Below are 26,021 nucleotides of genomic sequence, written 5' to 3' on the forward strand. Positions count from 1 at the left end.
CGCCGGCAAACCCAAAATGGTCGCCATCATCGCAGCGGCGCGAAAGCTGCTCACCATCCTCAACGCCATCATTCGGCACCAGAAACCATGGCAACCCGCTTGACTTCCAACACAGTCGCTGAGGTGCGAGCGCAGCGAGCCTCGAAGGGCGAGGGACTTCTGCCACTCCGACTTCACGGCTCGCGACGTCTTCTATCCTGCCGCTCGCGCCGGTTTCCGGTTCGCGCCAACCCGCGCCTTGGCCCTTCGAGGCTCCCCCTCGTTTCACTCGGGGTCGCACCTCAGGATGAGGGCGAAGCGCCAACGCTCCACGTTCCGTCACTGTCGTGTCTCAGCGCCATTGGACCGCGGGCAGACAATTTCAAAACCGACATCGACGGGCTCGCCCTGCAGAAGTCCCCTCACCCTGAGGTGCGAGCGCAGCGAGCCTCGAAGGGCGAGGGACTTCTGCCGACCCTGTCCGTCAGCTCATGGCATCATATATCCTGCCGCTCGCGCAACCTTCCCGTTCGCGCCAACCCGCGCCCTCGCCCTTCGAGGCTCCCCCTCGCTTTACTCGGGGTCGCACCTCAGGATGAGGGCGAAGCGCCAACGCTCCACGTTCCATCACTGTCGTGTCACAGCGCCATCGGACCGCGAGCAACGAAATGCAAAAGCGGCGCCGACGGGCTCGCCCCGCAGAAGTCCCCTCATCCTGAGGTGCGAGCACAGCGAGCCTCGAAGGGCGAGGGACTTTTGCCGCCCCTGTCTTCCTGCTCGCGACGTCTTCTATCCTGCCGTTCGCGACACCTTCCCGTTCGCGCAAACCTGCGCCCTCGCCCTTCGAGGCTCCCCGTCGTTTCACTCGGGGTTGCACCTCAGGATGAGGGCGCGGGGGCGATGCGCCGCACGCCCGCCTGATGCCGCGCTACAAGCTCACCATCGAATATGACGGCGCGCCCTATTGCGGCTGGCAGCGCCAGGCGAACGGACTGTCGGTGCAGGAGGTCGTCGAGACCGGCATTCTCGGCTTCACCGGCGAAGCCGCGACCCTGTTCGGCGCCGGGCGCACCGACGCCGGCGTCCACGCTACCGGCCAGGTCGCCCATGTCGACCTTGCACGCGAATGGGACGCGGACACGGTGCGCGACGCGCTGAACGCCCATATCCGCGACGAACCGGTGTCGATCCTTGCCGCAGAGCGCGCGCCGGACGATTTCGACGCCCGCTTCTCGGCCCGCAAGCGCTGGTATCTCTACCGGATCTTCAACCGCCGGGCACCGCCGGCAGTGGATCGCGGCCGGGTCTGGTGGGTGTCGAAGCCGCTCGACGTGGAGGCCATGCACGCGGCGGCGCAGGCGCTCGCCGGGACCCACGACTTCACCACCTTCCGCTCGACCCACTGCCAGGCGAAGAACCCGATCCGCACGCTGGAAGAACTGTCGGTCTTCAAGGGGCCTGGCGACGAGGTGCATCTCGTCGCCATGGCGCAGTCCTTCCTGCACAACCAGATCCGCTCCTTCGCCGGCACGCTGAAGCTCGTGGGCGAACACCGCTGGACGACGGCGGACGTCATCGCAGTTCTCGAAGCCCGCGACCGCACGCGCTGCGGCCCGGTTGCGCCGCCTGACGGCCTTTATCTGACCAAGATCGAATATGGCAACGCGCCGAAGCGGACGCTGCCGGCCTATCCCGCCACCTGAGCGACGTTACCACCTCGCCGCCCTCGCGAAATCGACAAACGCCCGTAACGGCCCCGGCAGATGCTTTCGCCCCGGATAGTAGAGAAATGGTCCGGAAAAGCTCTGCCACCAGTCCTGTAGCACCGGCTCGAGCTTTCCCGCCTCGAGATGCGGGCGCAGCCACTCCTCGAAGATCGCGATCACACCGGCGCCGCCGATCGCCGCCTCGATGGCACAATCGATCCCGCCGCTCGTCGAGACGATCAGCGGGCCCGACACCTCGATCTTGACGATCTCGCCATCCTTCTCGAATTCCCAGGGGTTGGTCAGTGCGCCGCCGCGAAAGCGGCCGAGCAGGCAGCGATGGGCGAGAAGGTCGCGCGGATGCTCCGTCCGTCCGGCGCGGTCGAGATAATCCGGCGAGGCCGCCGCCGCCATCCTCTGCTCGCGCGGACCGATCGGCACGGCGATCATGTCCTGCTCCAGCCGCTCGTCATAGCGGATGCCGGCATCGCAGCCCTCTGCAAGGACATCGACGAAGCTGTCCTCGGCGAGGATTTCGAGACGGATGTCCGGATAGGCGGCAAGAAACTTCGGCACGATCCTCGGCAGGACGAGCCGTGCTGCCGAAACCGGGACGTTCAGCTTCAGCGTCCCCGCCGGCCGCTCGCGAAAACCGTTGACGACGTCGAGCGCGTCCTCGACCTCGGCAAGTGCCGGCCCGAGGCGGTCGATCAGCCGCCGACCGGCCTCGGTCGGCGCGATGCTCCGGGTGGTGCGGTTGAGGAGGCGCACGCCCAGCCGCGCCTCCAGCCGCCGCACCGCCTCCGACAGGCCGGATGCGCTCTTGCCGGTGACGCGGGCGGCGTCCCGGAAACCACCGGAGCGGACGACGGCGAGAAACTCCGGCAGATCGGCAAGGTCGGCTATCGTGCGCCCTTTCGTACGACCCGTGCAGTAATGCCCGTATTATCGCACAGCTGATCCGGGCTTAGCTACAGGGCCGAACAGCAAAGGAGTTCGACCATGACCGACTTGTCCAAAGCCGGGACCTTCAAGCTCGGCGACAAAGACGTGACACGCATGGGCTATGGCGCGATGCAGCTCGCCGGCCCCGGCGTGTTCGGCCCGCCGAAGGATCGCGACGGCGCGCTCGCCGTGCTGCGTGCAGCCATCGAGGCGGGCGTCGACCACATCGACACCAGCGACTTCTACGGGCCCTATGTCACCAACGAGATTATCCGCGAGGCCCTCCATCCCTATCCGGACGACCTGACGATCGTCACCAAGATCGGCGCCACCCGCGGCTCGGACGGCTCCTGGAATCCGGCCTTCTCGAACGGTGAGCTCCGGCGCGCCGTCGAGGACAATCTCGCCCATCTCGGCCTCGAGGCGATCGACGTCGTCAATCTGCGCCTGATGTTCGACGTCCATGGCCCGGCCGAAGGGCCGATCGAGGCGCCGCTGGCAGCACTGGCAGAATTGAAGCGCGAGGGGCTGGTGCGCCACATCGGCCTATCCAACGCCACGGCGACGCAGATCGAGGACGGGCGGAAGATCACCGAGATCGCCTGCGTCCAGAACCAGTACAATCTCGCCCATCGCGGCGACGATGCGCTGATCGACGATCTGGCGCGCGCCGGCATCGCCTATGTGCCGTTCTTCCCGCTGGGCGGTTTCTCGCCGCTCCAGGCCGAAACGCTGTCGTCCGTCGCTGCGCGGCTCGATAAGACGCCGATGCAGGTTGCACTCGCCTGGCTCTTGCAGCGCTCGGAAAACATCCTGCTCATCCCCGGCACGTCCTCGCTCGGGCACCTTCGGGAAAATCTCGCTGCAGCCGAGATCCAGCTGCCGGAGGACGCGGTTGCCGAACTTGACCGGATCGGCGCGGCTGGCTGAGGGGACAATGATACGACGGCAGGGGCGCCTCGCCTCTGCCGTCACACCAGGGGCACGCCGGTGACGTCCATCACCGCACCGTAGCTCATCAGCGAGGCGACGATCATCATCACGGTGATTGCCACTGCGGCGGCGAAATCCTTGCCGAGGGTGAAATAGATCAGCCGCATCGTGGCGGTCACCGTGACGATGGTGACGAGCAGGCCGATGAAGGCCGTCCCCTCGCCCGTTCCGAACAGGATGATTATCAGCCAGTAGGGGATCACCGCCCAGGCGAGCAGCGCGCCGCCCCAGTTGGTGGCGACGACCAGCGGCACGATCTTCTTCGAATAGCCGATCGGCCGTGCCACGATCATCAGGATCAGAACCGGCAGCAGCCAGGCGAGAGCGTCGGCGAATGCGTGGGCGCCATAGACGATCACGCCATTCGCATCGCCCGCCGGGGCATGGCCCCCGCCGGCCTCATAGGCGAGCCAGGAGAGCGCCAGCGGCGGCAGCGCGATGACGATCGCGGCGAAGGACTGCCAGAAGCCGTCGGCCGACAGGTCGAGGCGTTTCAGCCCCTCGGTCTTTCCGGTCATCAGAAGCAGCGCGCCGGAGAAGTACCGGACGACATCGGCGAAGCTCGGCATGAATTCAGGCGTGGGCGGCGAACCAGCGGGCGATGAAGGCTTCATAGATATCCGTCAGTCCCTGGAGTTCCGACAAGGCGACCCGCTCATTGGACATGTGCATGGTCCTGCCGACAAGCCCGAATTCGATGACCGGGCAATGATCCTTGATGAAGCGCGCATCGGACGTGCCGCCCGAGGTTGAAAGCTGCGGCCGCCGGCCGGTGGTCTCCTCAACTGCCGCGACCAGCGCCTCGGTCAAGGCGCCGGGTCTGGTCGAAAATGCCGCAGACGGCCGCTCGCGCCAGAGGAGTTCGCAACTGGCCGGGGCGCGGCCGGGACGAAGCCGGTCTGCCGCAGCGCCGCGTTCCACCCGGGCGGCGAGCTCGGCCTTCAGGGTCTCGACGCTCCATGTGTCGTTGAAGCGGACGTTGAAGAAAATCGAGCAACGCGCTGGAATCACGTTGACCGACGCGTTGCCGGTCTCGATCGCGGTGATCTCGAGATTGGAGGGCTGGAACGTCTCGGTGCCTTCATCGAGCGGCGAGGCAAGCAGAGCGTCGGCAATCGCGACGGCGGCGCGGACGGGATTGTCGGCCAGATGCGGATAGGCGACGTGGCCCTGCCGGCCGGTGATCCGCACCTCGGCCGACAGCGAGCCCCGCCGGCCGATCTTGATCATGTCACCGAGGGCATCGGGATTGGTCGGCTCGCCGACAAGGCAGGCATCGAAGCGCTCGCCGCGGGTCTTCGCCCAGTCGAGCAGCTTCACCGTGCCGTTGACCGCCGGGCCTTCCTCGTCGCCGGTGATCAGGAACGACACCCGGCCCTTTTGCGCACCGTTCTTCCGGACATAGCGGCCGTGGGCGGCGACGAAGGCGGCAATCCCGCCCTTCATGTCGACGGCGCCGCGGCCGATCATCTCGCCGTCGACGATCTCCGCTGCAAAGGGGTCGCGGCTCCAGTCGCCGAGATCGCCGGGCGGGACGACGTCGGTGTGCCCGGCAAAGACCAGATGCGGGCCTTCCCCGCCGCTTCGGGCAAAGAGATTTTCCACCGGCTCCGAGCCGGCCTCCTCGAAGACCGGCCGCGCGACCTCGAAACCCTCGCGTGACAGAAGCGCGCCCAGAAATGCCAGCGCTCCGCCTTCCCGCGGAGTCACCGAGGGGCAGCGGATCAGGCCGGCGAGAATCGCCACCGGGTCGGTCGGATCGATGGCCGCGGCCGCCTCTTCCGCAGGCCCGGGATCAGGATGCTGTGCTTGGATCATGGTTCGGGCATAGCCCAGATGATGCCGAGCCGCCACAGCGCCGGCGCGACGGTGACGATTGGTTAAGGTTTGACGCCCTGCGCCACCTCTTCGCCACGATTGCGCCGCGATCGGCCCGGAGATCGGCAGGTGGGGACAATTGCGAGCGGGGGCCGGCGTGCTCACTCACCGGACGGATCATCGGATCGACCGAAGACTGCCACGGCGCGCAGCGTCGCTCGTGGCGCTGGCGGGCCTTTTGGCGGTGTCCGGCTGCATCGCCGACGGCCCCGGCGGCTCGCCGCTCGGCGTCGCCTTCGCCGGCAAGGAAGACGGCGCGGATGCCGCCGATGCGGCGGCAACGAAAGATGTCACCTCCGTCGAGGTCTCGACCGAAGAGGTGAAGAAATCCGACCGGGTGATCGCCGCCCGGGAAGCCGCGCAATCGGCCGAAAGCGGCACGATCTCCGGCAGCGCCGCCATCGACAGGATGATCGTCCAGCACGCCAACGAGAACGGCATTCCGCCCGCTCTCGCCTTTGCCGTGGTGCGCGTCGAAAGCCGCTACAATCCGCGGGCCCGCGGCCGCGGCGTCTACGGCCTGTCGCAGATCAAGCCGGCGACGGCCCGCAGCCTCGGCTTTTCCGGCTCGGCGAGCGACCTTCTCGACGCCGACACCAACCTCACCTACGGCATGCGGTATCTGAAGGGTGCCTGGGAAAAGAGCGGCCACGACGTCTGCGGCACGGCGATGAAATACAAGGGCGGCCACCGAACGACCCGGATGACCGCAGCAGCCCGCAGCTATTGCTCGAAGGTGAAGGCCCAGATGGCCGAGCTCGACCTGTCGCGCAGCGCGCCGGGACGCGCCGTGCCGGCGGTGATCGAGACCAGAGTCGCCACTCGGGAAGCCAGGTCCGAGCGCCGCGACGACCTCGTCAAGGCCGCGGCCTTCGCCCCGGCTGCGGCCCCGTCGCCTACCGCAACCACGACCGAGCGCTCCGCGCCGGTCGAGGCGGTGCCGCGCTCGATCAGCGTGACGGTCGACCATGTCCGGCCGGAGCCGGATACGCCGCGCGGCGGCCGGGTCGCTTCAGCGACGAAGCAGGAGCCGACCGAGGACGCCGAGGCGAAGGCCCGCGAGGAGAACCTTGCCGCCCGCTTCGGCGACGACGAGGCGGGCGTGCCCGTTCCGGCCCTTCGGCCTTCCCTCGCGGACTGAGCCGGCGATCGCGCCGCACCGGCCGCCGGCACCGTGCTCTGATCGAACCCTCAGCGGTCGGTGACGACCAGCATCGGCCCGAGCCTGTCGCGGCGGTAGTCGATCTTTCCGGCCGGATAGTAGAGGCTCGACACCGTGCCGTCGAAGAACAGCGCGTCGCGGCAGCCGAGCCTCTCCTTGAAGAACGTTCCAAAATCCCAGAAATTCACCGGCGAGCGCGACAGGACGAGATGGACCGTCCCGCCATCGGTGCTGGCGCAGACGCCATTGCGGATGTGGCGGCTGTCGGAGTTCTCGATGAAGCGCGGGTGCAGCTTGCCGTCGACGACCAGCATCGGTCCTGACTGGGTGGCGAGATCCGGATGGTGCCGGCCGGCGAGATAGCGGGTCGATTCCATCACCTGCGCCCGGCCGTCCTCGACGAAGAAGACGCCGTTTGGCCGCAGCGAATAGTTGCCGGAGCCGGTTCCAAGCACCGCGCCATGGACCTCGCGGCCGTCCTCAACGGCGAGCCCCACCGGCCGGCGATCCTCGTGATACATGCCGGCATTCACGATCAGCTCGACCTCGCGGCCCGGCAAAGACGCCGTGACCGCTTCGAACGTCTCGTAGGGCTTGCCGGCCGCATCGACCGCCCGCAACGACAGCCGATAACGATCGAGCGGCACCTCGCAGACGATGTATCCGACGCCCATCGCCGTCTCGGTGCGGCAGAGGCCGGAATGGCCTTCGGGGAGTCCCGGCACGGACTGGAACAGACCGAACAGGCCAGCAGCGGCTGCCAGCGTCGCAGGCCAGCCGCTGTGAAGCCGATGCGAGAACCGTTTCACCATCCGTCAGCCGTCCTGCGGACTTCGCTGGCGAAAACCGCCCGCACTTAATTCCGCAAGAGTTCGTTGATCGAGGTCTTCGACCGGGTCCGCTCGTCGACCCGCTTGACGATGACCGCGCAATAGAGGCTCGGGCCGGGCTCGCCATTGCCCATCGGCTTGCCGGGCATGGCGCCGGCGACCACCACCGAATAGGGCGGCACCTCGCCATAGGAGACTTCGCCAGTCGTCCGATCGACGATCTTGGTCGACTTGCCGATGAAGACGCCCATGCCGAGCACCGAACCCTCGCGGACGATGCACCCCTCGACCACTTCGGAGCGGGCGCCGATGAAGCAGTTGTCCTCGATGATCGTCGGGCCGGCCTGCATCGGCTCGAGCACGCCGCCGATGCCGACGCCGCCGGAAAGATGCACGTTCTTGCCGATCTGGGCGCAGGAGCCGACCGTCGCCCAGGTGTCGACCATCGTGCCCTCGTCGACATAGGCGCCGAGATTAACGAAGGACGGCATCAGGACGACGCCCTTGCCGATAAAGGCGGAGCGGCGGACCACGGCGTTCGGCACGGCGCGCAGCCCCGCCTCGCGGAAGCGGTTCTCGCCCCAGCCCTGAAACTTCGAGGGCACCTTGTCCCACCAGGTGGCGCCGCCGGGCCCGCCGTCGATCACCGCCATGTCGTTGAGACGGAAGGAGAGAAGCACCGCCTTCTTCAGCCACTGATGGACGGTCCAGGCGCCGTCCTCGCCCCGCGTCGCGACCCGCGCTTCGCCGCTGTCGAGCAGCTCGAGCGACGCGTCGACCGCGTCGCGCACCTCGCCCTTGGTCGATGGCGAGATACCGTCGCGCTCCTCGAAGGCACGCTCGATCGTCAGTTCCAGGGCGGCGCGGTCCGGCGCGGTCATCGGCAAGGCTCCATCGGGGGTGGAAAAAGGCCGCAGCGGCGGCCCTGTTCAATTCGCCGCGGACCCTAGTTGCCAGCCTTCAGAAGGTCAATTGAAGCGATCGAGCCGTTCCGAGATCATGTCCGACAAGCCGCACCGCAATCGTGACGGATGGGATCCGTTTCCAAGCTCGGAGCGCGACAGGCAGGATGCCGCCGCGATGTCCGGCGGCACGCCCCAGACCCGTTCGCCGACCTACCGCCTCGCCTTCGACGATGCCGACTTCCTGACCCGCGAGGAGACCCGCGGCGTCCGGCTGCAGCTCGAACTGATGAAGCCGGAACTCGCCTTTCTCGATGCCGGGATCCTGTCGACAGTCGTCCTCTTCGGCGGCGCCCGCATTCCGCCGCCGGGCGTCGCCGCCTGGGCTGCGCGCAACGACACGCAGAAGGCAAACCTTGAGGCCAGCTCGAAATATTACGAGGAGGCCCGGCGCTTCGCGCAGATCTGCTCGCGGCATTCTGCGACCTCGTCCGGCGGCAAGGAGTTCGTCATTGTCACCGGCGGCGGCCCAGGCGTGATGGAAGCCGGCAATCGCGGCGCCGCGGATGTCGGGGCGCCGTCGATCTCGCTCAACATCACCCTCCCCCGCGAACAGGAGCCGAACCGTTTCGCGACGCCGGAGCTCTGCTTCAACTTCCACTACTTCGCCATCCGCAAAATGCACTTCCTGCTCAGGGCAAAGGCGATGGCGATCTTCCCCGGCGGCTTCGGCACGATGGACGAGCTGTTCGAGGCGCTGACGCTGATCCAGACGAAGCGGATGCAGAAGATCCCGGTGATCCTCTTCGGCGAGAGCTTCTGGAAGCGGGTGATCAGCTTCGAGGCGCTGGTGGAAGCCGGAACGATCGCGCCGGACGACCTGGAGCTCCTCACCTTTGCCGAGACGGCCGAAGATGGCTGGCAGGCGATCCGGCAATTCTATGCGTTCTGAGGTTTCAGGCAGGGCAGTTGGCGGCGACGGGGCGACCGTCGCGCGTGGCTGCGGCGCCTACAGCATCGGCCCGACAATCGGAATCGATTTTCGGCAAGCGTGATGCGGTGATACAAAGACTGAGAGCGTCCATTCGGACGCTCGGCGCTCTATTCGCCCGCGGTGGCGCCGCTCTTATCCTTCATCCGCGCCCGAAGCCCCTCGCAGGGGTCCTCGATGCTGGCGCGGGGGGTGAAGATGGTGAAGTCGTAGGGCGCCGGTTCCTCGGTTCGAAGTCCGTAATCGGCAGGCGCGTCGTCCTCGCCGTCGACTTCCATCATCCGCACCGAGACCGTGCCGCCTTCGGGATCCCTGCGGTTCAACAGCGCGGGAACGCCGCGATCGTTGCGCACATGGCCGGCACCGGCGATCAGCACCGCCTGGTCGCCATCCTTCGCAGCGTCCGTCATCGACGCGGCGAGCGATCCGTCCCGCGCCCGCTGCACCGTCGCCATCGGCGCGATGGCACCATCCGGCATCAGGCCGCAATGGGCAAGGCGGATCTCGTCCATCAGATCGGCGGCCAGCGCAGGATCGGCCTCGCCTTCGAGGGACAGACGCGCCCGGGTCTCGGCAGAAAGGCCGGCAATCCCCTCCGAAGCGATGGAGCTGACCAGTTCGCGGTCGAGATCGCCCGGCGAGACAGCGATGCCCTCGCGCTTCGCGGCCTCGAAAAGCGGGCGGTACATGGAAAATTCCGGCCAGCCGCGCTCGGACCATTCCAGCCGCTCGGGCAGATCGTCGAGATCGATCGACCGGCCCTTCGTCGTCCCGAAGGCCGAAACGACGCTGCCGAGGCGATGCGGGATCATTTCGAAGACCATCGAAAGATCGCTCTGGCCGTCGGCGAGATCGCCGACGATGTCGCTCTGCAGGCGATGATGATCCGGATTGTCGTGGCTTTCGCCGAGCAGCACGTAGCGCGCCGCCTTGGCCGCCCCCATCAGCTGCGAGGCGTCCGAGCGGTTGCCGTCGCCCTGGAAGATGCCGCCGACGAGCGGATTGTCGGCGAAGAACCGCGACTGCCACTGCGGCTGGTCGTTGTCGAGCAGGCGCCGGGAGAGCGGCGTGCTTTCGAAGGCGGGTGCAGATGCCCGCGCCGCGGCATCGCCGGCCGCCGCGACCTGCTTCAGAAAGGCCGATGCGCCGTTGCCTCCGGGACCGGCGAGACTGGCCGGTGCCAGCGCGGTTTCGCCGGCCGGCGTCGCCTTGGCAACACCGTCCTCGGCGACGGCGGCGGCGATGCGCTCGTCCACCGCGACGGAGCCGCGGAACGGCTCGACGGTGGCGACCTTCACTTCGGCGAAATCGTCGTCGCCCTTGCGGCGATAGGAGAGGGTGACACGGTCTGCAGGCGTCTTGTCACGATAGGCGAGCGAGAGCTTCTTGTGATCGTCCTTCGTGGTGGTCGTGTCATCCGCGACCGCAGTCGGCACGGCGTCGGCCGGCTTCGGCCCTGACGGGACGGCGGACACCGCGGCCGGTTTCCCGTCCATGGTGCCGACGACGCCGTAGCCGACCCCACAGAGAGCGGCCGCAATCGACGGAACGATCCAATATTGGCTCTTCAAGTCGAAAGACCCCCAATCCCCCGGCTGTCGCTCGCGGCCCCATTCCCCTTGGGACCACGGCGTGCGCAAGCATTACGAATTACGCCATGTTGTGGCAAAACTATTGCAATTCTGCCCCTGCCGGCAAATTTATTGCCGCACCCTGCCGGGTCGAGGCCATGTCGCGCCGGCTCTTCGTGCCTCTCGGCCATCCATTGGAAGACATCCGACGCTTCCGCCTGCTGCGGTCAGGCCTCGGAGAGAAGCGCCCGCGCCACGATCAAGCGCATGATTTCATTGGTTCCTTCGAGGATCTGGTGGACCCTGAGATCGCGGACGATCTTCTCGATCCCATAGTCGGCGAGGTAGCCGTAACCGCCGTGCAGCTGCAGCGCCATATCGGCGACGGAAAAACCCGCATCGGTGACGAAACGCTTGGCCATGGCGCAGAATTTCGTCGCGTCCGGTGCCTTCGAATCGAGCTTCCATGCCGCCTGGCGCAGGAAGATTCGCGCCGCCGACAGCTCGGTCTCCATGTCGGCGAGGCGGAACTGCAGCGCCTGAAACTCGCTGAGCGAACGGCCGAAGGCCTGGCGCTCGCGCATATAGGCGAGTGTCTTGTCGAGCGCGGCCTGGGCAGCGCCGAGGGAGCAGGCTGAAATGTTCAGCCGGCCGCCATCGAGCCCGGCCATGGCATAGGCAAAGCCGCGTCCCTCCTCGCCGAGGAGATTGGCGGCCGGGATCCGGCAGTCCTCGAAACGCACTTCCGCCGTCGGCTGGGCGATCCAGCCCATCTTGCGCTCCTGCGTCCCGAAGCTCAGCCCTTGCGTGCCGTTCTCGACGAGAAAGGCCGAGATGCCCTTTGGTCCCTCCCCGCCGGTCCGGGCCATGACGAGATAGAGATCGGAAAAGCTCGCGCCGGAGATGAAGCTCTTGGTGCCGTTGAGGACATAGCTGTCGCCATCCCGCCGGGCGGAGGTCTTCAGCGCCGCCGCATCCGAGCCGGAACCAGGCTCCGTGAGGCAGTAGCTGCCGATCGCCTGCATGGCGGAAAGCCGCGGCAGCCAGCGCTCGCGCTGCGCGGCGGTGCCGAACCCGTCGACCATCCAGGCCACCATGTTGTGGATCGACAGGAACGCCGAGACGGACGGGTCGCCATAGGAGAGCGCCTCGAAGATCAGCGCGGCATCGAGCCGCGAGAGGCCCGAGCCGTATGCCTCGCGGACGGTGATCGCCGCCATGCCGAGGCCGGCGAGTTCCTCCAGCACGTCCCGCGGCAGCCGCTTTTCCGCCTCCCAGTCGGCGGCGAAAGGCGCCATCTTCTCCACTGCGAAATCCCGCGCCATGTCGAAGATCTGCTGCTGCTCGTCGGTGAGCGAAAAATCCATTGGTCTCCTCCCGGCCGCGATGGACCTGCCCGCCAACGTGGATCGGCGAGCCTGGCTGCGCTGCCAAGCCCTTGCCGCCTGAAGACGACCGCAAGCTTGTCGATATCGGCGTTTTCGCTTATCTTAGAGCGGAATGCAGCTTGGATGTCGACGCAGCGTCGCGGATGCGAGACGTGCTTCGACAGTTGGAGTTTCGGGCCATGGTTCCGGTCGCAGCGGCTCAGTGCCTCATCATCATCGACAAGCCGCTCTGGGGCTGAAGCCCCGCCGAGCGGTCGTCACCCCTGTGGCCGCCACGGCACGCTATCGGGGCGTCGCTTCTTCGCCTGCATTGCGCTCGGCCTGATACGCCACCGCTTCGCCGCATAACCACGCCGCATTGGCGTAGAGCGAGCGGCTTTTCCCCTCTATCCTGTTCCAGCGGATATGCTCGTCCATCAGCGTCCCCATGTCGCTGAGGATCGTCCCCATCAGTTCGAAGACATCGTCCGCCTTCAGATAATTCTTGCGCACCAGAACGGCGATATCCTCGACGAAATCGAGAAAGCGCACGGTCTTCACATATCGCGTCTGGACATGCGGGTAGACCTCCACCGAGTGCAGATGCTCCTCCAGGAGTTCGAGGAGACGGGAATGCGCAAAGGCCGACAGCGTCGTCGATTCCCGAACGGCGGGATCGAGACGGTCGAACTGGCGCATCAGCCCCCGCAGGGATCGGCGCGACAGCTGCATTTCCGGTGAGTAGAAGCGGTTGGTGATCTCGATATAGGCGAAGGCCAGGCGCGAATGCCGGGCCTGCTCGTTCTGGTCGATGATGTGATCGAGCTGCTTGCGGGCCGTCATGAATGCCCCGACAGCGAGGCAAAGAGCGCCGATCCCCGCAGCGAAATACAGCATTTCGAGCGCCGACCGGATCGAACCGAGGGCGCCTCCACCAACGCTGCCCGGCGCCGTCGAGATGCCGAAGAAGATCGCCAGGAATAAAAGTTCGACGACGAAGGAGGCAGCGCCCACGGCGACAAGGGTGAGCAGCTTCGAGTTCCAGCCACGCGCCGACGGTCTTTGCGCGTCGCCCTTGGCGTTCTCCGAACGATCCATGGACTGCCCTGCCCGGCACCAAGCCGCGAAAGCCGCAGGATCAGCCGGTCCCGACGGCGGCAGATGCTCGCACGGGCGCGGATCTTCCTCAACGGAAATCTTCTTTACCGTGCGAGTCGTCGACGCGCCCGATTCAAGATGCCGAAACTTTGAGGAAAATTGGTACGCCCAAGGGGAATCGAACCCCTGTTTGCGCCGTGAGAGGGCGCCGTCCTAACCGCTAGACGATGGGCGCGTGCCAATGCGGCGGGATATAACCGGCGCTGTTCGGCTTGGCAACCCGTCCAGGCCTTGCAGCCGAAGAGAAATTTGCCGGCGGCAACATTCTCATGCGGGACACGCCGACCGACCCTGCCGGGCGATGGAGATTTCGACCGGCGCAGCGCCGGCCGACCCCGTTGTCGAGGCGACCTCGCCTCAACGCCCCACCGCGACCGCTTCCCTCAGCGGGCTCCGGCCTCAGCGGGGCCAGGCGTTCACGCATCGGCGCCCTCGCCTCACCGGGCCGCGTCACTTGCCGGCAGCGGTCGCGATGTCGATGCGCTTGAGGATCCGGCCGTCGGCGAGCGCGACCACGAGCAGGTGCTCGCCGCCCTCTGCTCTGGTGTGAAGAAGCGCCCGGTCGCCATCCATGGCGATCGAGACGATCGTCTCGCCGGCGGGGACCGTCAGGCTCGCGACGCCTTCGCCGAGCCCCTTCGCCTTCGGCAGCGTCTTGTAGACAACGACGCCGAGCACCGCCATAACCCCGACGATCATGATGCCGACCGAAACGACCAGAAGCCTCACCATCTTGCGGCGCAGGCGCTCGGCTGCCGGGTCGAGCGGCTTTTCGTCTTCGGTCCCGTCCAGATTGCCTGGCCCCATGATGCTCCCTCTCGCATGCGCTGTCGATCGCGCCCTCATCGGCGGCGACGATCCTTGCCGCCGCTCCTACAGGGCTTGAAACCATGGAGACAAGACGCTTCGTCGTCGCCGAGCCCGATGCCGGGGAACGCCTCGACGTTTTCCTCGCCCGTCTTCTCGATGGCGAACTTTCGCGCAGCCGCATCAAGGCGCTGATCGAGGACGGCAATACGAGGATCGATGATCGCCCGGCAGAAAGCGCAAAGCGGAAGCTTGCCGCCGGCGAGAGCGTCGAACTCGCTCTGCCCGCCCCGGAGGACGCCGAGCCGAAGCCCCAGCAGATCCCCCTCGACATCCGTTATGAGGACGCCTTTCTGCTCGTCATCGACAAACCGGCAGGACTGGTCGTCCATCCCGGCGCCGGTAATCCCGACGGGACGCTGGTGAATGCCCTCGTCGCCCATTGCGGCCCGAGCCTGACCGGCATCGGCGGCGTCCGCCGGCCGGGCATCGTCCACCGGCTCGACAAGGACACCAGCGGATTGCTGGTCGTCGCCAAGACCGAGACGGCCCATCGCAGCCTGTCGGAGCAGTTCGCCGCCCATGGCCGCGACGGCCGGCTGTCGCGCACCTATCTCGCCGTCGTCTGGGGCGAGCCCCGGCCTGCGGCCGGCGTCGTCGATGCGGCGCTCGGCCGTTCGGCGACGAACCGGATCAAGCGGGCGGTCGTCCCCGCCGGGCGCTCCGACGCCCGCCATGCCATGACCCATTACGAGACCCTCGCCGTCGGCCATGCCGCCGCGGAGGCGTCGCTGTTGCGTTGCCGGCTGGAGACCGGCCGCACCCATCAGATCCGCGTCCACATGGCCCATATCGGCCACCCGCTCGTCGCCGACCCGCTCTATGGTGCGGCGATGCGCACCAAGGCCGTGCGGCTCGACTGCGAGAGCCGGGCCGTTGTCGACGACTTCGGCCGTCAGGCACTGCACGCTGCGGAGCTCGGCTTCCGTCACCCGGCAGACGATCGCACCATGCTGTTCCGCTCGCCACTGCCTGCGGACATGCGGAACCTCTGCGAGGTGCTTTCGGTTGACGTCGCGGACGAAGCGATCGTGCGGCTGGACGGCGAGCCGGCCTGAGCCGAACGCTCGAAACCGTGATCTGCGCTGAATGAAACCTTGTTCATTTTCGCAGCCGGGATCGTGTAATCGCTTCCGACCGTCACCATATGTCATATCGGGCGTCTGCGGGCTGGCGACAGCAGCCCCGCGCCGGCCGGCTTCCTGGCGAAGCGGCCGAATTCGAGCGATGGAGGGCGCAATATGGCCCAGATGAATCTACCGACCATCTCCTCGGGCGACGGCGGTCTGACCCGCTACCTCGAGGAGATCCGGAGGTTTCCGATGCTGGAACCGCAGCAGGAATACATGCTGGCAAAGCGCTATGCGGAACATGACGACCGCGGCGCGGCGCATCAGCTCGTCACCAGTCATTTAAGACTGGTTGCCAAGATCGCAATGGGTTACCGCGGCTACGGCCTGCCGATCGGCGAGGTGATCTCCGAGGGCAATGTCGGGCTCATGCAGGCGGTGAAGCGCTTCGATCCGGAGCGCGGCTTCCGCCTCGCCACCTATGCGATGTGGTGGATCAAGGCCTCGATCCAAGAATACATCCTGCGCTCCTGGAGCCTGGTGAAGATGGGCACGACCGCCAACCAGAAGCGGCTGTTCTTCAACCTTCGCAAGATGAAGAGCCGCATCCAGGCGCTGGACGAGGGCGACCTCAACCCCGATCAGGTGAACCAGATCGCCACCAAGCTCGGCGTCTCCGAGGACGAGGTGATCTCGATGAACCGTCGACTGTCCGGCGATTCGTCCCTCAACGCGCCGATCCGCGCGACCGAGGGCGAATCCGGCGAATGGCAGGACTGGCTGGTCGACGACAGCGAATCCCAGGAAGAGACGCTGGTTCGTCAGGACGAGTACGACCAGAGGCGCGGCATGCTGCGTTCGGCGATGGGCGTGCTCAACGACCGCGAGCGGCGGATCTTCGAGGCACGCCGCCTCGCCGAGGATCCGCTGACCCTCGAGGCGCTGTCGGGCGAGTTCGACATCTCGCGCGAGCGCGTCCGCCAGATCGAGGTGAGAGCCTTCGAAAAGGTGCAGAAGGCGGTGCGCGACAAGGCCGCCGCCGCCAACGAGGCGCTGACGCCGGTCAGCGCCTGACCTTCGGCGCCTCGCCGAACGAAGTCTGGAACGACGAAAGCCGGGGCCAAAGCGCCCCGGCTTTTGCATAGGGAGAAATGCCGCTCTCGCCTTCGGGCGGCGCCCTGCCCGGCTCAGCGCAGCGACGGCAGCTTGCCGATCGGGAAGATGCCGGCGGCGACAACGCCATTCTTCACCCGCAGCTCGATGACGGTGCGGCCGTCCTGCTGGCGGCCGGCCATCGGCAGGGCGGAGGCGATGCCGACGGCGATGTCCTTCAGCTTCGGCGCCACAGAGGTGACGAGGCGGGCGATTTCCTTCGGTTCGGCGATCGCCAGCTGGAACTTGCCGTTCACCTGGCCTTCGTCGTCGAAGGTGAAGTCGCCGGAAAGCTCGGCATTCGCCTTGTCCATCTTCAGGAGGAACGAGCGCAGCGAGACATGGCGGTCGGCAAAGAGCTCTCGCCCGGTCAGCCCGCGGGCGGCGCCGGAGAGCCAGTTGCCGGCGCCGTCGATGGTGAGATCCGTGCTGGCATCGAGGGCCGGCAGGTCCGGCGCGTCGGAAAAGGTCAGCCTGCCGCCCTTCATCAGGGTGAAGATGTCAAGATTGCCGTCGTTGCGCCGCGCATGGATCTCGCTGTGGTCGGCATCGACGAGGCTTTCGCCGCCAGAGGCCGGCTGCGCCAGCGCCACCTTGGGCTCGTCCGTCACCACCGAGAAGTGATCGAGCCCTTCCGTCCAGAAGGTCGCCGAGGCCTGCGCCAGCGCCCAGCGGATGTCGAGCGGCGGATAGCCCTGGCCATCGATGCGCAGCGGGCTGTCGAGTTCGCCGACGATGCGATTCGGCTGGTAGATCTGCGCCGCGGTCCTGACCGCCCCCGCCGACGCCTTGAACGGCCGCACGTCCGACCTGACGACCGACAAAGCGTCGCAGCGAAAGCCGATGCGGAAGGGGAAGCCGAAGACCTCGCGATTGGGACATTCCACCTCGGTGCCGCGGGCCCGGGCCATCTCGATCGCCCGCGTCAGCTCGCCGTCGAGTCGGCTGGCGAGATAGAACCACGCGCCGCTCAGCGCCGCCGCGAGCAGCACGACGAGCAGCGCCACCACGAAGAGGACGCGGCGGGCCTTGGAGGGACTGTCGCTTGACGGGGCCATCCCGTTATCCTCTTAGAGCATGATTCCGAAACGCTTCGAACGGTTCGGACAACACCATGCGACGGCACAAAAATCGAGGGCGGGTGACGCGGCGCGCGTTCGAAGGGCCGCGCAAGACAGGGGCGATCTTTCCGGGTCTATGCATCGCGCTCTGCGAAATGCGATCGGGATTTTCGGGCCGATGCCGCAGGCGAGCGAGGCGAACGTCCGGCGCTTTCGGCAAGATCCGGACGGCCGGAGAAAAGGGAGCGGAACGACTTGGGAGCAACGGAAGATTTCTGGGTGTTCGGTTACGGATCGCTGATCTGGCGCCCCGGGTTTGACTATGAGGAACGGGCAAAAGCAAGACTTGCCGGCTACCATCGTTCGCTCTGCATTCACTCTCACGTTCATCGCGGCACCCCGGAGCGCCCCGGCCTCGTCTTCGGCCTCGACCGCGGCGGCTCCTGCGTCGGCATGGCCTTCCGGGTCGCCGGTGCAAGGCGGGACGAGACCGTCGACTATCTGAGAGCCCGCGAACTCGTCACCAATGTCTATCGCGAAATCGTGCTTCCCGTGCGGATCGAGGGCGGCCGGCGGGTCGAGGCGATCACCTATGTCGTCGATCGCGGACACAGCCAGTATGCCGGCCGGATCGACGCCGCCCATGCCGCGCGGATCGTCCGCAGCGGCCACGGCCAGTCCGGGCCCAATGTCGACTATGTGAAGAGCGCCTACGAGCATATCGAGGCTCTGGGGCTGAAGGACCGCTGGCTTCAGGAGGTGGTCTCGCGGCTCTGAGCCGATTCGCCGGATCCGGCTGGCGTCGCGGTCGAGGCGACGGGGGCAGAGCCGTCGCCGCCCTGCCATCCGGCTTCCTTGAGGAGTTCGCGGGAGCGGCTCTCGATCGCCGACCGCAGGCTTTCGATGAAATGCGGCCGGTCGAGCCCCGGCGCGATCGGCGGCAAAAACTCGGCACGAATTTCGCCGGGATGTTTGCGAAATCCCCGGCGCGGCCAGAACAGCCCGGAATTCAGTGCCACCGGGACGGCCGGCAGGCCGAGCGCGTCGTAGAGCCGGAAAACGCCCTGGCGGTAGTCGACCTCGGCGCCGGGAGCGGTGCGGGTGCCTTCCGGAAAGATGATGATCCGCCGCCCCTCCGCGACGGCGTCGCGGGCAGCCTGCGTCATCTCGGCGATCGCGGCGCCGCGCCGCGAACGGTCGACCGGGATCATCCGCATGCGGCGGGCGAAACTGCCGAACAGCGGGATGTGCATCAGCTCCTTCTTGAGGATGAAGGTCGGCCGGTCGACGGCGACGAGCAGCGCCATGATCTCCCATTCCGACTGGTGCTTCGAGGCGACGATCGCCCCGCCCTCGGGTAGGTTCTCGGCGCCGCTGACCAGCGATCGCGCCCCCGCCACCTTTTCGAGCAGCCACAGGCTCGAGCGCGCCCAGTTGCGCACGATCCACCAGCAGGTGGCCTCTGACGCGAAGAAGAACACCGGCGACCAGAACAGCAGCTGAAGCGTCAGGTTGCCGTAGAACAGGATGTTGAACGCGATCGAACGCAGCAGCGTCATGTGAGGCCGGATCCCCGTCGGGCGCGGCCGTTTTGCCGCGCTTTTCCCCCGCGTTCATAAAGACGCCGGTGGCCCGACGCAAAGCCGTCGGCGCGAGAAAGCGCCGGATGCGGCCCGTCAGTCGCGGTCGAGGCTGGCGACGGTCGACACCGCTTCGTTCTCCTGAGGCGCCATGCCCAACGCGCCGCGCATCCGCGTCGCGATCAGCTTGCCGTATTCGGTGAGGAGCAGCTTCAAGCCCGAGCCGGTCGGCAGCTTGTCGCGGTTCCAGAGGTCGGCGCGCCGCACCGCCACCGGGGTGATCGAGCGAATGCCTGAGAGCCGGTCGAACTCCAGGAGCGAGCGCGGCATGTGATAGTCGCTGGTGACGAGGATGAGGTCGCGATAACCGCGCTTTTCTGCCCAGCGCCCGGCGATCTCGGCATTGCCGATAGTGTCGGCGGCGACGTAGTCGATGTCGACGCAGCAGTCGAACCAGGCCTTGTTGGTGTTGGTCAGCCTGGCAAGCGTCGAGGCACTGGTGCCCGGGTGGACACCGCTGATCAGGAGGCGCCTTCCCCGCCCGCTGCGCAACAGATCGAGGCCGTAGTCGATCCGCATCGCGCCGCCGGTCAGGACCACGATCGCATCGGCTTCGCTTGCCGGGACGACCCGCGACAGCCGGTCGACCTCCTCGGTGAAGCGCCAGAACCCGCCTGCCAGATAGCCGCCGACGCCCGCCATGATCAGCAGCAGAGCCAGCCGCTTGCGCAGCCTGATCCCCGGCTGCGGCGCGCGCCCGTGTTCCGGCTTGCGGCCGAAGCGCGAGGGACCGAAAAGTGGGTCGGCGGCAATGGTCATTCATTCTCCGCATCGGGCAGCGGCGACGCGAGCAGTCCCTGCCCGGCGCCAAATTCCAAACGCTTCGACCAGCAACGCAGGATGACACCGGTCAATGCGATTGGCCATCCCATCGTGAGACTTATCATCTCGAGCGACCGGTCATCCGATTTTGGTACTCCGGATCACTGGCGTCGAACTTGCAAAATTCGACCAATCAGATGAAGCCTTTGTTAACTTTCGACGGGCGAGATCATGTCGATTTCAGCAAGGTGCCGGGTCACCGTCCAGCGCGACGTCAACGCCGTCAGGGTCGCCACGGTTGCAACCAGGATGAACACGCCGGCATAGCCCGTCCAGCCGATCGTGAACGAGCCGAACAGGGCACTGATCTGATCCGCCTCGGCGGTCTGGCGGTTGGCTTCGGTCAAATAACCTATCACGGCAAAGAGGATGATGGCGACGAGGCCGCCGGCCGCTGCGCCAATCAGTCCCAGCCGCAGGAAGTGCCGCTCGAACTCGCGGGCGATGAAGCTCGACCTCGCCCCGACGAAATGCAGGACTTCGACGATGTGCCGGTTGCCGGACATCGCGCCGCGTGTCGCGAAGACCACCGTCAGCGTCGTCGCGACGATGACCAGCGAGAGCACGAAGACGCCGATCAGCACCACGGTGCGGGCCATGGTGACGAGCCGCGACACCCAGGCGCGGTGATCGTCGAGCTCGGCCTCGGGCACCGCCTCCTTGAGCTCCTCGCGCATGAAGGCGAAGTTCGGCGGCTTGCCGGTGTCGATGGAGACGATCACCAGTCGCGGCACCGGCAGTTCATCGAAATCGACACTTTCGCCGAGCCAGGGCTCCAGCAGCCGGCTGGTCGCCGCCTTGTCGAGGACGGAGGCTGCCGTGACGCCGGGCGTCTGCAGGGCGATCTGGCGCACGGTCTCGAGCGCCGTCGGCATGTCGAGACCCTCGGCGGGCTTCACCTGGATGGTGATCTCGTCGGAAATGTCGTTCTGCCAGCGCCCGGCGGTGTCGGAGACGAGGCTGACGGCGCCCACAGTCAGCGCGGCGAGGAAGGTCATGATGGCGATCACCGTCGTCAGCGCCCGGCCGGCGACGTTGCCGGCGGGCACGATCGGCGTCTGCCGCTCGCCGCGGATGCGGCCGACGATCTGCATGGCCCGCGAGCGGACATCGGCGAAAGAAAGCACGGCCTCAGTCATAGATTTCCAGCCGTCCGTCCGCCAGCACCAGCCGGCGCGCATCCACCTGCTCCATCAGGCCGAGATCGTGCGTGGCGATGACCACCGCCGTGCCGGACCGGTTGAGCTCGAGGAAAAGCCGCAGGAGACGGCGAGCCAGCGGCGCGTCGACATTGCCCGTCGGCTCGTCGGCGAGCAGCACATCCGGCTGGTCGATCAGCGCCCTGGCGATCGCGGCGCGCTGCTTCTCACCGCCGGACAGGACGATCGGCAAGGCGTTCAGCCGCTCGCCGAGGCCGACCCACTTGATCAGATCGACGACGTCCTGGCGGTATTCGCGCTCCTCCTTGCCGCGCACCCGCAGCGGCAGGGCGACGTTTTCGTAGGTCGTCATGTGGTCGAGCAGGCGGAAGTCCTGGAAGACGACGCCGATACGCCGGCGGATCGACGGCAGGTCCTTGCGCGACAGGGTGGCGACGTCGCGGCCGAGAACGGTGATCAGGCCGCGGGTCGGCCGCAGCGCCAGGAACAGCATCCGCAACAGGCTGGTCTTGCCGGCGCCGGACGGGCCGGTGAGAAACTGGAATGACTGCCGGCGGATCTCGAAGGTCAGATCGCGCAGCACCTCCGGTCCCATGTCGTATCTGAGGCCGACGTTCTCGAACCGTATCAAGCCGAATCCCATGCTGCAGGCGTTGTCGATAGCGCGACGCTCAGACGCCACCAAAGTGGCCATTTGAGGATCGCCGGCCGGTCTTCAACTGGCCCGCCGGCTGCGTTCACCGTCCGTTAACCATAAAACCTTACGGCTTGCTGGATCGGCGAGTGGAGGGGCGGATGCCCGACGGCGACGGCAGCAACATTTCGCAAGTCTCGGCAATTCCCCGGACGGGGCGGCCGGCGGTCGACGGTCCCTGCATCGAGGGGGTCGCCGAGGTCACCAGACGATCGCCCGGCAGGCACGCACTGGGACGCAACGGCGCGGCATCTGTCGAGGCGGCACCGAGCTTCGGCCGGCGCCGGAGCGAAGCGGCTCCGCCGACATCCCCGACATTCGAGCGCGGCGAGGCGGAGATCGCCGAAACGCTGGCCGTCCCGCCGGACACGCAGAAGGTCCCCCTCACCCGCCATGCGGAGCGGATCCCCAAACCCAGGATGACGCCGGGGCGGATCGGCCTCGTTGCCTGCGCCTTCGCGTTCGGCGCGCTGCTCCTGCCGGTCTTTCTCGTCTCCTTCCCCGAGACGCCGGTCGCCGCGACTGCCGCAAATGCCGGCGGCTTCCCGGTCCATCTCAGCGCGGTCAGCGCCAGCCTTGCCGACCGCGGCGCCGGCAAGATCCTCAAGGTCGAGGGCCGCATTGCCAATCCCGGCGGTCGGGCCGCCAACGTCCCGCCGCTGAGGATCGACTTCACCGACCAACGGACGGGCTTGCGCTCGCGCACGCTTCAGACCAGTGTCACCCGTCTCGATGCCGGCCGCTCGATCGAGTTCGTCTCGATGGTCGCTGTGCCGGCGGACACCAGGGGAGAGGTGAAAGTGGGATTCTTCGGCGCAAGCGGCGAAAGCCGCCAGTGATCACCGTTCGCGGCAAGCAGGTCGACGTGCTGTTCAGCGCTGAGGCGATAAGCGACGAGGTCGGCCGGCTGGCGCGCGAGATCGCCGCCGTCGCCGGCGAGGATCTCGTGGTCGTATCCGTGCTGAAGGGCGCCTTCGTCTTCGCTGCCGATCTCATCCGCGCCATGCATCATGTGGGCGTCGCGCCGCAGGTGGAATTCATCTCGCTGTCGAGCTACGGCGCCGGCACGGTCGGCGGCGAGGTGAAGATCCTCAGGGACATCGATGCCGATGTCGCCGGTCGGCCGGTGCTCCTCGTCGACGATATCCTCGAATCGGGGCGCACCCTGGCCTTTGCCCGCGAACTCCTCCTGTCGCGCGGCGCGACGAAGGTCGATCTCGCCGTGCTCCTCGACAAGAAGGGCCACCGCAAGGCCGACATCGAGGCGGCCTTCGTCGGCTTCGACTGCCCGGACTATTTCGTCGTCGGCTACGGCATGGATGTCGGCCACGCCTTGCGCGAACTGCCCTTCATCGGCCACGTCATCGACCAGGCCTGAGCTTGCCTCCCGCCGCACGGCGCCTCATGACCGGTTTTTCGCCGGAGCGCCCATCCTTAGATGGCAGCGATTGCAGGCCGCACCCGGCAAGCCTCACACAAGCCTGTTCGACGAGTTTATCAGTCCAGTCGACTCATCAGGAGGGATGGTGTTTCCGTGGCCAAGCTGCTCATCGCCGAAGACGACACGGGCGTGCGCCTTCTGGTCGAGCGCGCCTTGCGCCTCGAGGGACACGATGTGATCTCCGTCGAGGACGGCGAACTGGCGCTGGAAATGCTCGAGGAGCATGACGGCGCCTTCGATCTGTTGTTGTCCGACATCCGCATGCCGGCAATGACCGGGATCGAGCTCGCCCACGCCGCCGCGGAGCGCTGGCCGGACCTGCGCATCCAGCTGATGACCGGCTATGCGGAGCAGAAGGAAGCCGCCGAGGACCTCGCCTCGATCATCATCGGGGTGATCGACAAGCCGTTCAGCCTCGCCGAGATCCGCCGCCATATCGGCCGGATCCTCGCGATGCCGGCGCCGAGGAGCAAGGAAACCGCCGCGCGCTACTGCGCCTGAGGCGAGCTCGAACCGAACGCCACGACGTTTATCGGCGCCAGCGGATCAAGGTCGCTGCAGCCGGCTGAAGCCGCTGCGCAAGCCGATCGGCCACGCCGTTTTCCCATCGTTTCAGAATCGCGGGCGAATAGCCGCCCGCGACGTCAGTGAAGATCCACCTTGCGGCGGTATTCCTGGATCTGCGTGGTCCGCAGTCCGGCAAGGCCGTGCTGGTCGATGGACATCTGCCAGGAGACGAACTCCTCGACCGTCAGCGTATAGCGCGAGCAGGCCTCATCGAGGCTGAGGAGCCCTCCCCGCACGGCTGCGACGACTTCCGCCTTGCGACGGATGACCCATCGCCTGGTGTTGGAAGGCGGCAGGTCCGCCAGCGTCAGCGGGCTTCCATCCGGCCCGATGACATATTTCACCCGTGGTCTAACCTGATCGGTCATTGCACTCTCGACACACTACCCAAAGACCTAATCATGTCGACGGTAGCGCCGGCTTCTAAAAAAAGAGTCAAGCCACGCGTAAGCTTTCGATAAGAAGTTGCTGAAAATTCTCGGCGAACGCCCCACGTTGAGGAAAATCGCGAGAAATTTTCGGGCTCTGCCGCAAAAACTTGACGCGGAGCGCCAAATTTGTGCCAATCCGGCGCGTTGAAAGCACGGCGCAAATCGCCGATATGCCACGCAAAGGATGATCCCGGCCCTTCTGATTCCGAGCGCCGGATCGCACGCCGCGAAGGCCCGACCATGTCACTGAACAGCCTCGATATCGCCAAGCCGCCGGAGCAGACGCGCGTCGTCGTCGCCATGTCGGGGGGCGTCGATTCGTCGGTGACGGCGGCGCTTCTCGCCGAGGCTGGCTACGACGTCGTCGGCATCACGCTGCAGCTTTACGACGGCGGCGCCGGACCGCGCCGCGCCGGCGCCTGCTGCGCCGGCCAGGACATCCACGACGCCCGCCGCGTCGCCGAGACCCTCGGCATCGACCACTATGTGCTCGATTACGAGGAGCGGTTCCGGAAGGCGGTGATCGATCCCTTCGCCGACAGCTACCTCGCCGGCGAGACACCGATCCCCTGCGTTGCCTGCAACCAGACGGTCAAGTTCCGCGATCTCCTCGAGACCGCCGAGCAGCTCGGCGCCGACGCGCTGGCGACGGGCCACTATATCGAGACGAGGCAGCGCGGCGCGCACCGGGCGATGTTCCGCCCGCGCGACCTCGACCGCGACCAGAGCTATTTCCTCTATGGGACGACAACGGCGCAGCTCGACTTCCTGCGCTTTCCGCTCGGCACGATGACCAAGGACGAGACGCGGAAGATCGCCGAGCGCTTCGGCCTGTCCGTCGCCGCCAAGCCCGACAGCCAGGACATCTGCTTCGTCTCCAAGGGCCGCTATTTCGACGTCATCCGCAAGCTCAGGCCGGACGCCGGCGATCCGGGCGACATCGTCCATCTCGACGGGCGCCGGCTCGGCCGGCACGACGGCATCGTCAACTTCACCATCGGCCAGCGCCGCGGTCTCGGCGTCGCAGCGGGCGAGCCGCTCTATGTCGTCGCTCTCGATGCGGCGAGCGCGACGGTCACCGTCGGTCCGCGTGAGGCGCTGACGACGCGGCGGATCCGGCTGCGCGACCTCAACTGGCTCGGCGCCAGGGCGCCCGAGGGCTATCTCGGCGCCGAGGGCGATCTCTTCGTCAAGGTCCGCTCGACGCGGCCTCCAGCGCCGGCGCGCATCGTCGCTGCAACTGGCGGAGCAGTGGAGGTCGAACTCGTCCTCGGCGAGGACGGCGTCGCCCCCGGCCAGGCCTGCGTCTTTTACGACGGCATCGAGGCCGGCGCCGAGGTGCTCGGCGGCGGCGTCATCGCCGAGGGGCTGCCGGCCGGCCGCCTCGCCGCGCGCGAGCCCGTCGCCGCAAGCGCCTGAGGATTCGGCGTTTCATCCGCCTTCGAGGCAGGTCGGCGCGTGCAGAATTTGTCGTCGCGGCTGATCTTCGCCGCGCACTGAGTTGTCTGCATACCCCCTCTGTCCTGCATCTCCCCCTCAAGGGGGGTGACTCCCCACCGTTTAGCAAGCGGGTTTGGTGGCATGATGGGCATCGAACGGGGTGCCTGCGGCAAGCATGGCGCAGGCGAGGCAAG

At 66.8% G+C, this 26,021-nt stretch carries 26 protein-coding genes, 1 tRNA gene and 1 pseudogene; 12 read left to right on the forward strand and 16 right to left on the reverse strand.

What is annotated here, in order from left to right:
- Together E3C22_RS18340 and truA are read left to right on the forward strand one after the other, a co-directional pair.
- A pseudogene (locus E3C22_RS18340) lies at positions 1 to 103 on the forward strand (IS110 family transposase); the annotation flags it as partial.
- Between the two features lie 796 nt (positions 104 to 899).
- On the forward strand, positions 900 to 1,682 hold the full coding sequence (gene truA / locus E3C22_RS18345) for a tRNA pseudouridine(38-40) synthase TruA (protein WP_134763340.1): 783 nt from the start codon (positions 900 to 902) through the stop codon (positions 1,680 to 1,682).
- Positions 1,683 to 1,688: 6 nt separating this feature from the next.
- On the opposite strand, the gene E3C22_RS18350 is transcribed toward truA, so the two are convergent.
- On the reverse strand, positions 1,689 to 2,591 hold the full coding sequence (locus E3C22_RS18350) for a LysR family transcriptional regulator (RefSeq protein WP_134763341.1): 903 nt from the start codon (positions 2,589 to 2,591) through the stop codon (positions 1,689 to 1,691).
- Positions 2,592 to 2,687: 96 nt separating this feature from the next.
- On the opposite strand from E3C22_RS18350, the gene E3C22_RS18355 reads away from it, so the two are divergent.
- On the forward strand, positions 2,688 to 3,560 hold the full coding sequence (locus tag E3C22_RS18355; RefSeq protein WP_134763342.1) for an aldo/keto reductase family oxidoreductase: 873 nt from the start codon (positions 2,688 to 2,690) through the stop codon (positions 3,558 to 3,560).
- 41 nt (positions 3,561 to 3,601) lie between these two features.
- Here the strand turns inward: E3C22_RS18355 and E3C22_RS18360 are convergent, their stop codons facing one another.
- Together E3C22_RS18360 and dapE are read right to left on the reverse strand one after the other, a co-directional pair.
- The gene (locus E3C22_RS18360) at positions 3,602 to 4,192 is read right to left on the reverse strand and encodes a hypothetical protein (RefSeq protein WP_134763343.1); all 591 of its coding nucleotides are present in this window, start codon (positions 4,190 to 4,192) and stop codon (positions 3,602 to 3,604) included.
- 4 nt (positions 4,193 to 4,196) lie between these two features.
- Positions 4,197 to 5,387 (reverse strand): succinyl-diaminopimelate desuccinylase, encoded by a 1,191-nt coding sequence (dapE, locus tag E3C22_RS18365; RefSeq protein ID WP_134763624.1) that lies wholly within the window; start codon positions 5,385 to 5,387, stop codon positions 4,197 to 4,199.
- A gap of 274 nt (positions 5,388 to 5,661) precedes the next feature.
- Between dapE and E3C22_RS24670 the strand changes: the two genes are divergently transcribed.
- Entirely contained in the window at positions 5,662 to 6,642 is a 981-nt protein-coding gene (locus tag E3C22_RS24670; protein ID WP_134763344.1) for a lytic transglycosylase domain-containing protein, read from the forward strand.
- A 50-nt stretch (positions 6,643 to 6,692) separates the two neighbouring features.
- On the opposite strand, the gene E3C22_RS18375 is transcribed toward E3C22_RS24670, so the two are convergent.
- Entirely contained in the window at positions 6,693 to 7,475 is a 783-nt protein-coding gene (locus E3C22_RS18375; RefSeq protein WP_134763345.1) for a phosphodiester glycosidase family protein, read from the reverse strand.
- A 44-nt stretch (positions 7,476 to 7,519) separates the two neighbouring features.
- Positions 7,520 to 8,374, reverse strand: a complete 855-nt coding sequence (gene dapD, locus E3C22_RS18380; protein ID WP_134763346.1) for a 2,3,4,5-tetrahydropyridine-2,6-dicarboxylate N-succinyltransferase — start codon at positions 8,372 to 8,374, stop codon at positions 7,520 to 7,522.
- 118 nt (positions 8,375 to 8,492) lie between these two features.
- Between dapD and E3C22_RS18385 the strand changes: the two genes are divergently transcribed.
- Positions 8,493 to 9,347, forward strand: a complete 855-nt coding sequence (locus E3C22_RS18385; protein ID WP_134763625.1) for an LOG family protein — start codon at positions 8,493 to 8,495, stop codon at positions 9,345 to 9,347.
- A 149-nt stretch (positions 9,348 to 9,496) separates the two neighbouring features.
- Here the strand turns inward: E3C22_RS18385 and E3C22_RS18390 are convergent, their stop codons facing one another.
- The 5 genes from E3C22_RS18390 to E3C22_RS18410 all read right to left on the reverse strand — a co-directional run bounded on the left by E3C22_RS18390 (position 9,497) and on the right by E3C22_RS18410 (position 14,289).
- The gene (locus E3C22_RS18390) at positions 9,497 to 10,957 is read right to left on the reverse strand and encodes a ChaN family lipoprotein (protein ID WP_134763347.1); all 1,461 of its coding nucleotides are present in this window, start codon (positions 10,955 to 10,957) and stop codon (positions 9,497 to 9,499) included.
- A gap of 227 nt (positions 10,958 to 11,184) precedes the next feature.
- Positions 11,185 to 12,324, reverse strand: coding sequence for an acyl-CoA dehydrogenase family protein (locus E3C22_RS18395; RefSeq protein WP_134763348.1), 1,140 nt, complete (start codon positions 12,322 to 12,324; stop codon positions 11,185 to 11,187).
- 303 nt (positions 12,325 to 12,627) lie between these two features.
- Entirely contained in the window at positions 12,628 to 13,422 is a 795-nt protein-coding gene (locus E3C22_RS18400; protein WP_134763349.1) for a hypothetical protein, read from the reverse strand.
- 160 nt (positions 13,423 to 13,582) lie between these two features.
- Positions 13,583 to 13,657, reverse strand: a tRNA-Glu gene (locus tag E3C22_RS18405).
- Between the two features lie 275 nt (positions 13,658 to 13,932).
- On the reverse strand, positions 13,933 to 14,289 hold the full coding sequence (locus E3C22_RS18410) for a hypothetical protein (protein WP_134763350.1): 357 nt from the start codon (positions 14,287 to 14,289) through the stop codon (positions 13,933 to 13,935).
- An 83-nt stretch (positions 14,290 to 14,372) separates the two neighbouring features.
- Between E3C22_RS18410 and E3C22_RS18415 the strand changes: the two genes are divergently transcribed.
- The gene (locus tag E3C22_RS18415) at positions 14,373 to 15,407 is read left to right on the forward strand and encodes an RluA family pseudouridine synthase (protein WP_134763351.1); all 1,035 of its coding nucleotides are present in this window, start codon (positions 14,373 to 14,375) and stop codon (positions 15,405 to 15,407) included.
- Positions 15,408 to 15,590: 183 nt separating this feature from the next.
- Entirely contained in the window at positions 15,591 to 16,493 is a 903-nt protein-coding gene (gene rpoH / locus E3C22_RS18420) for an RNA polymerase sigma factor RpoH (RefSeq protein WP_134763352.1), read from the forward strand.
- Between the two features lie 113 nt (positions 16,494 to 16,606).
- Here the strand turns inward: rpoH and E3C22_RS18425 are convergent, their stop codons facing one another.
- Positions 16,607 to 17,629 carry a DUF2125 domain-containing protein gene (locus tag E3C22_RS18425; RefSeq protein ID WP_134763353.1) on the reverse strand — a complete coding sequence of 341 codons (1,023 nt, stop codon included), beginning with the start codon at positions 17,627 to 17,629 and terminating at the stop codon, positions 16,607 to 16,609.
- Between the two features lie 258 nt (positions 17,630 to 17,887).
- Here E3C22_RS18425 and E3C22_RS18430 point away from each other — a divergent pair, with 258 nt between their 5' ends.
- A complete protein-coding gene (locus tag E3C22_RS18430; RefSeq protein ID WP_134763354.1) occupies positions 17,888 to 18,409 on the forward strand; it encodes a gamma-glutamylcyclotransferase in 522 nt (173 codons plus the stop codon).
- On the opposite strand, the gene E3C22_RS18435 is transcribed toward E3C22_RS18430, so the two are convergent.
- The 4 genes from E3C22_RS18435 to ftsE form a co-directional block, all read right to left on the reverse strand.
- Positions 18,385 to 19,191 (reverse strand): lysophospholipid acyltransferase family protein, encoded by an 807-nt coding sequence (locus E3C22_RS18435; protein WP_134763355.1) that lies wholly within the window; start codon positions 19,189 to 19,191, stop codon positions 18,385 to 18,387. The two genes, E3C22_RS18430 and E3C22_RS18435, sit on opposite strands and share 25 nt — an antisense overlap.
- 117 nt (positions 19,192 to 19,308) lie before the next feature.
- Positions 19,309 to 20,031: a YdcF family protein gene (locus E3C22_RS18440; RefSeq protein WP_134763356.1), complete on the reverse strand. Its 723-nt coding sequence runs from the start codon at positions 20,029 to 20,031 to the stop codon at positions 19,309 to 19,311.
- Between the two features lie 212 nt (positions 20,032 to 20,243).
- A complete protein-coding gene (locus E3C22_RS18445) occupies positions 20,244 to 21,233 on the reverse strand; it encodes a cell division protein FtsX (protein WP_206026987.1) in 990 nt (329 codons plus the stop codon).
- Positions 21,226 to 21,885, reverse strand: a complete 660-nt coding sequence (gene ftsE / locus E3C22_RS18450; RefSeq protein WP_134763357.1) for a cell division ATP-binding protein FtsE — start codon at positions 21,883 to 21,885, stop codon at positions 21,226 to 21,228. The genes E3C22_RS18445 and ftsE overlap by 8 nt, the downstream gene beginning before the upstream one ends.
- 164 nt (positions 21,886 to 22,049) lie before the next feature.
- On the opposite strand from ftsE, the gene E3C22_RS18455 reads away from it, so the two are divergent.
- The 3 genes from E3C22_RS18455 (at position 22,050) to E3C22_RS18465 (ending at position 23,890) form a co-directional block, all read left to right on the forward strand.
- The gene (locus E3C22_RS18455; RefSeq protein ID WP_134763358.1) at positions 22,050 to 22,787 is read left to right on the forward strand and encodes a hypothetical protein; all 738 of its coding nucleotides are present in this window, start codon (positions 22,050 to 22,052) and stop codon (positions 22,785 to 22,787) included.
- The gene (gene hpt / locus E3C22_RS18460) at positions 22,784 to 23,326 is read left to right on the forward strand and encodes a hypoxanthine phosphoribosyltransferase (protein ID WP_134763359.1); all 543 of its coding nucleotides are present in this window, start codon (positions 22,784 to 22,786) and stop codon (positions 23,324 to 23,326) included. Before E3C22_RS18455 ends, hpt begins: the two co-directional genes overlap by 4 nt.
- Positions 23,327 to 23,482: 156 nt before the next feature.
- Positions 23,483 to 23,890 (forward strand): response regulator, encoded by a 408-nt coding sequence (locus E3C22_RS18465; protein WP_134763627.1) that lies wholly within the window; start codon positions 23,483 to 23,485, stop codon positions 23,888 to 23,890.
- A gap of 143 nt (positions 23,891 to 24,033) precedes the next feature.
- Here the strand turns inward: E3C22_RS18465 and sciP are convergent, their stop codons facing one another.
- Entirely contained in the window at positions 24,034 to 24,324 is a 291-nt protein-coding gene (gene sciP / locus E3C22_RS18470; RefSeq protein ID WP_134763360.1) for a CtrA inhibitor SciP, read from the reverse strand.
- A 303-nt stretch (positions 24,325 to 24,627) separates the two neighbouring features.
- Between sciP and mnmA the strand changes: the two genes are divergently transcribed.
- A complete protein-coding gene (gene mnmA / locus E3C22_RS18475; protein WP_134763361.1) occupies positions 24,628 to 25,806 on the forward strand; it encodes a tRNA 2-thiouridine(34) synthase MnmA in 1,179 nt (392 codons plus the stop codon).
- Positions 25,807 to 26,021: the final 215 nt, after the last annotated feature.

This window comes from Jiella endophytica, from assembly GCF_004519335.1.
Classification (GTDB): Bacteria; Pseudomonadota; Alphaproteobacteria; order Rhizobiales; family Rhizobiaceae; genus Jiella; species Jiella endophytica.

Bases quoted from the DNA above. Each gene is read 5' to 3' on its own strand.
- truA (WP_134763340.1), top strand. From the start codon at position 900: ATGCCGCGCTACAAGCTCACCATCGAATATGACGGCGCGCCCTATTGC.
- E3C22_RS18355 (WP_134763342.1), top strand. From the start codon at position 2,688: ATGACCGACTTGTCCAAAGCCGGGACCTTCAAGCTCGGCGACAAAGAC.
- E3C22_RS18360 (WP_134763343.1), bottom strand. From the start codon at position 4,192: ATGCCGAGCTTCGCCGATGTCGTCCGGTACTTCTCCGGCGCGCTGCTT.
- E3C22_RS18375 (WP_134763345.1), bottom strand. From the start codon at position 7,475: ATGGTGAAACGGTTCTCGCATCGGCTTCACAGCGGCTGGCCTGCGACG.
- dapD (WP_134763346.1), bottom strand. From the start codon at position 8,374: ATGACCGCGCCGGACCGCGCCGCCCTGGAACTGACGATCGAGCGTGCC.
- E3C22_RS18385 (WP_134763625.1), top strand. From the start codon at position 8,493: ATGTCCGACAAGCCGCACCGCAATCGTGACGGATGGGATCCGTTTCCA.
- E3C22_RS18395 (WP_134763348.1), bottom strand. From the start codon at position 12,324: ATGGATTTTTCGCTCACCGACGAGCAGCAGCAGATCTTCGACATGGCG.
- E3C22_RS18400 (WP_134763349.1), bottom strand. From the start codon at position 13,422: ATGGATCGTTCGGAGAACGCCAAGGGCGACGCGCAAAGACCGTCGGCG.
- E3C22_RS18410 (WP_134763350.1), bottom strand. From the start codon at position 14,289: ATGGGGCCAGGCAATCTGGACGGGACCGAAGACGAAAAGCCGCTCGAC.
- E3C22_RS18415 (WP_134763351.1), top strand. From the start codon at position 14,373: ATGGAGACAAGACGCTTCGTCGTCGCCGAGCCCGATGCCGGGGAACGC.
- rpoH (WP_134763352.1), top strand. From the start codon at position 15,591: ATGGCCCAGATGAATCTACCGACCATCTCCTCGGGCGACGGCGGTCTG.
- E3C22_RS18425 (WP_134763353.1), bottom strand. From the start codon at position 17,629: ATGGCCCCGTCAAGCGACAGTCCCTCCAAGGCCCGCCGCGTCCTCTTC.
- E3C22_RS18435 (WP_134763355.1), bottom strand. From the start codon at position 19,191: ATGACGCTGCTGCGTTCGATCGCGTTCAACATCCTGTTCTACGGCAAC.
- E3C22_RS18440 (WP_134763356.1), bottom strand. From the start codon at position 20,031: ATGACCATTGCCGCCGACCCACTTTTCGGTCCCTCGCGCTTCGGCCGC.
- E3C22_RS18445 (WP_206026987.1), bottom strand. From the start codon at position 21,233: ATGACTGAGGCCGTGCTTTCTTTCGCCGATGTCCGCTCGCGGGCCATG.
- E3C22_RS18455 (WP_134763358.1), top strand. From the start codon at position 22,050: ATGCCCGACGGCGACGGCAGCAACATTTCGCAAGTCTCGGCAATTCCC.
- sciP (WP_134763360.1), bottom strand. From the start codon at position 24,324: ATGACCGATCAGGTTAGACCACGGGTGAAATATGTCATCGGGCCGGAT.
- mnmA (WP_134763361.1), top strand. From the start codon at position 24,628: ATGTCACTGAACAGCCTCGATATCGCCAAGCCGCCGGAGCAGACGCGC.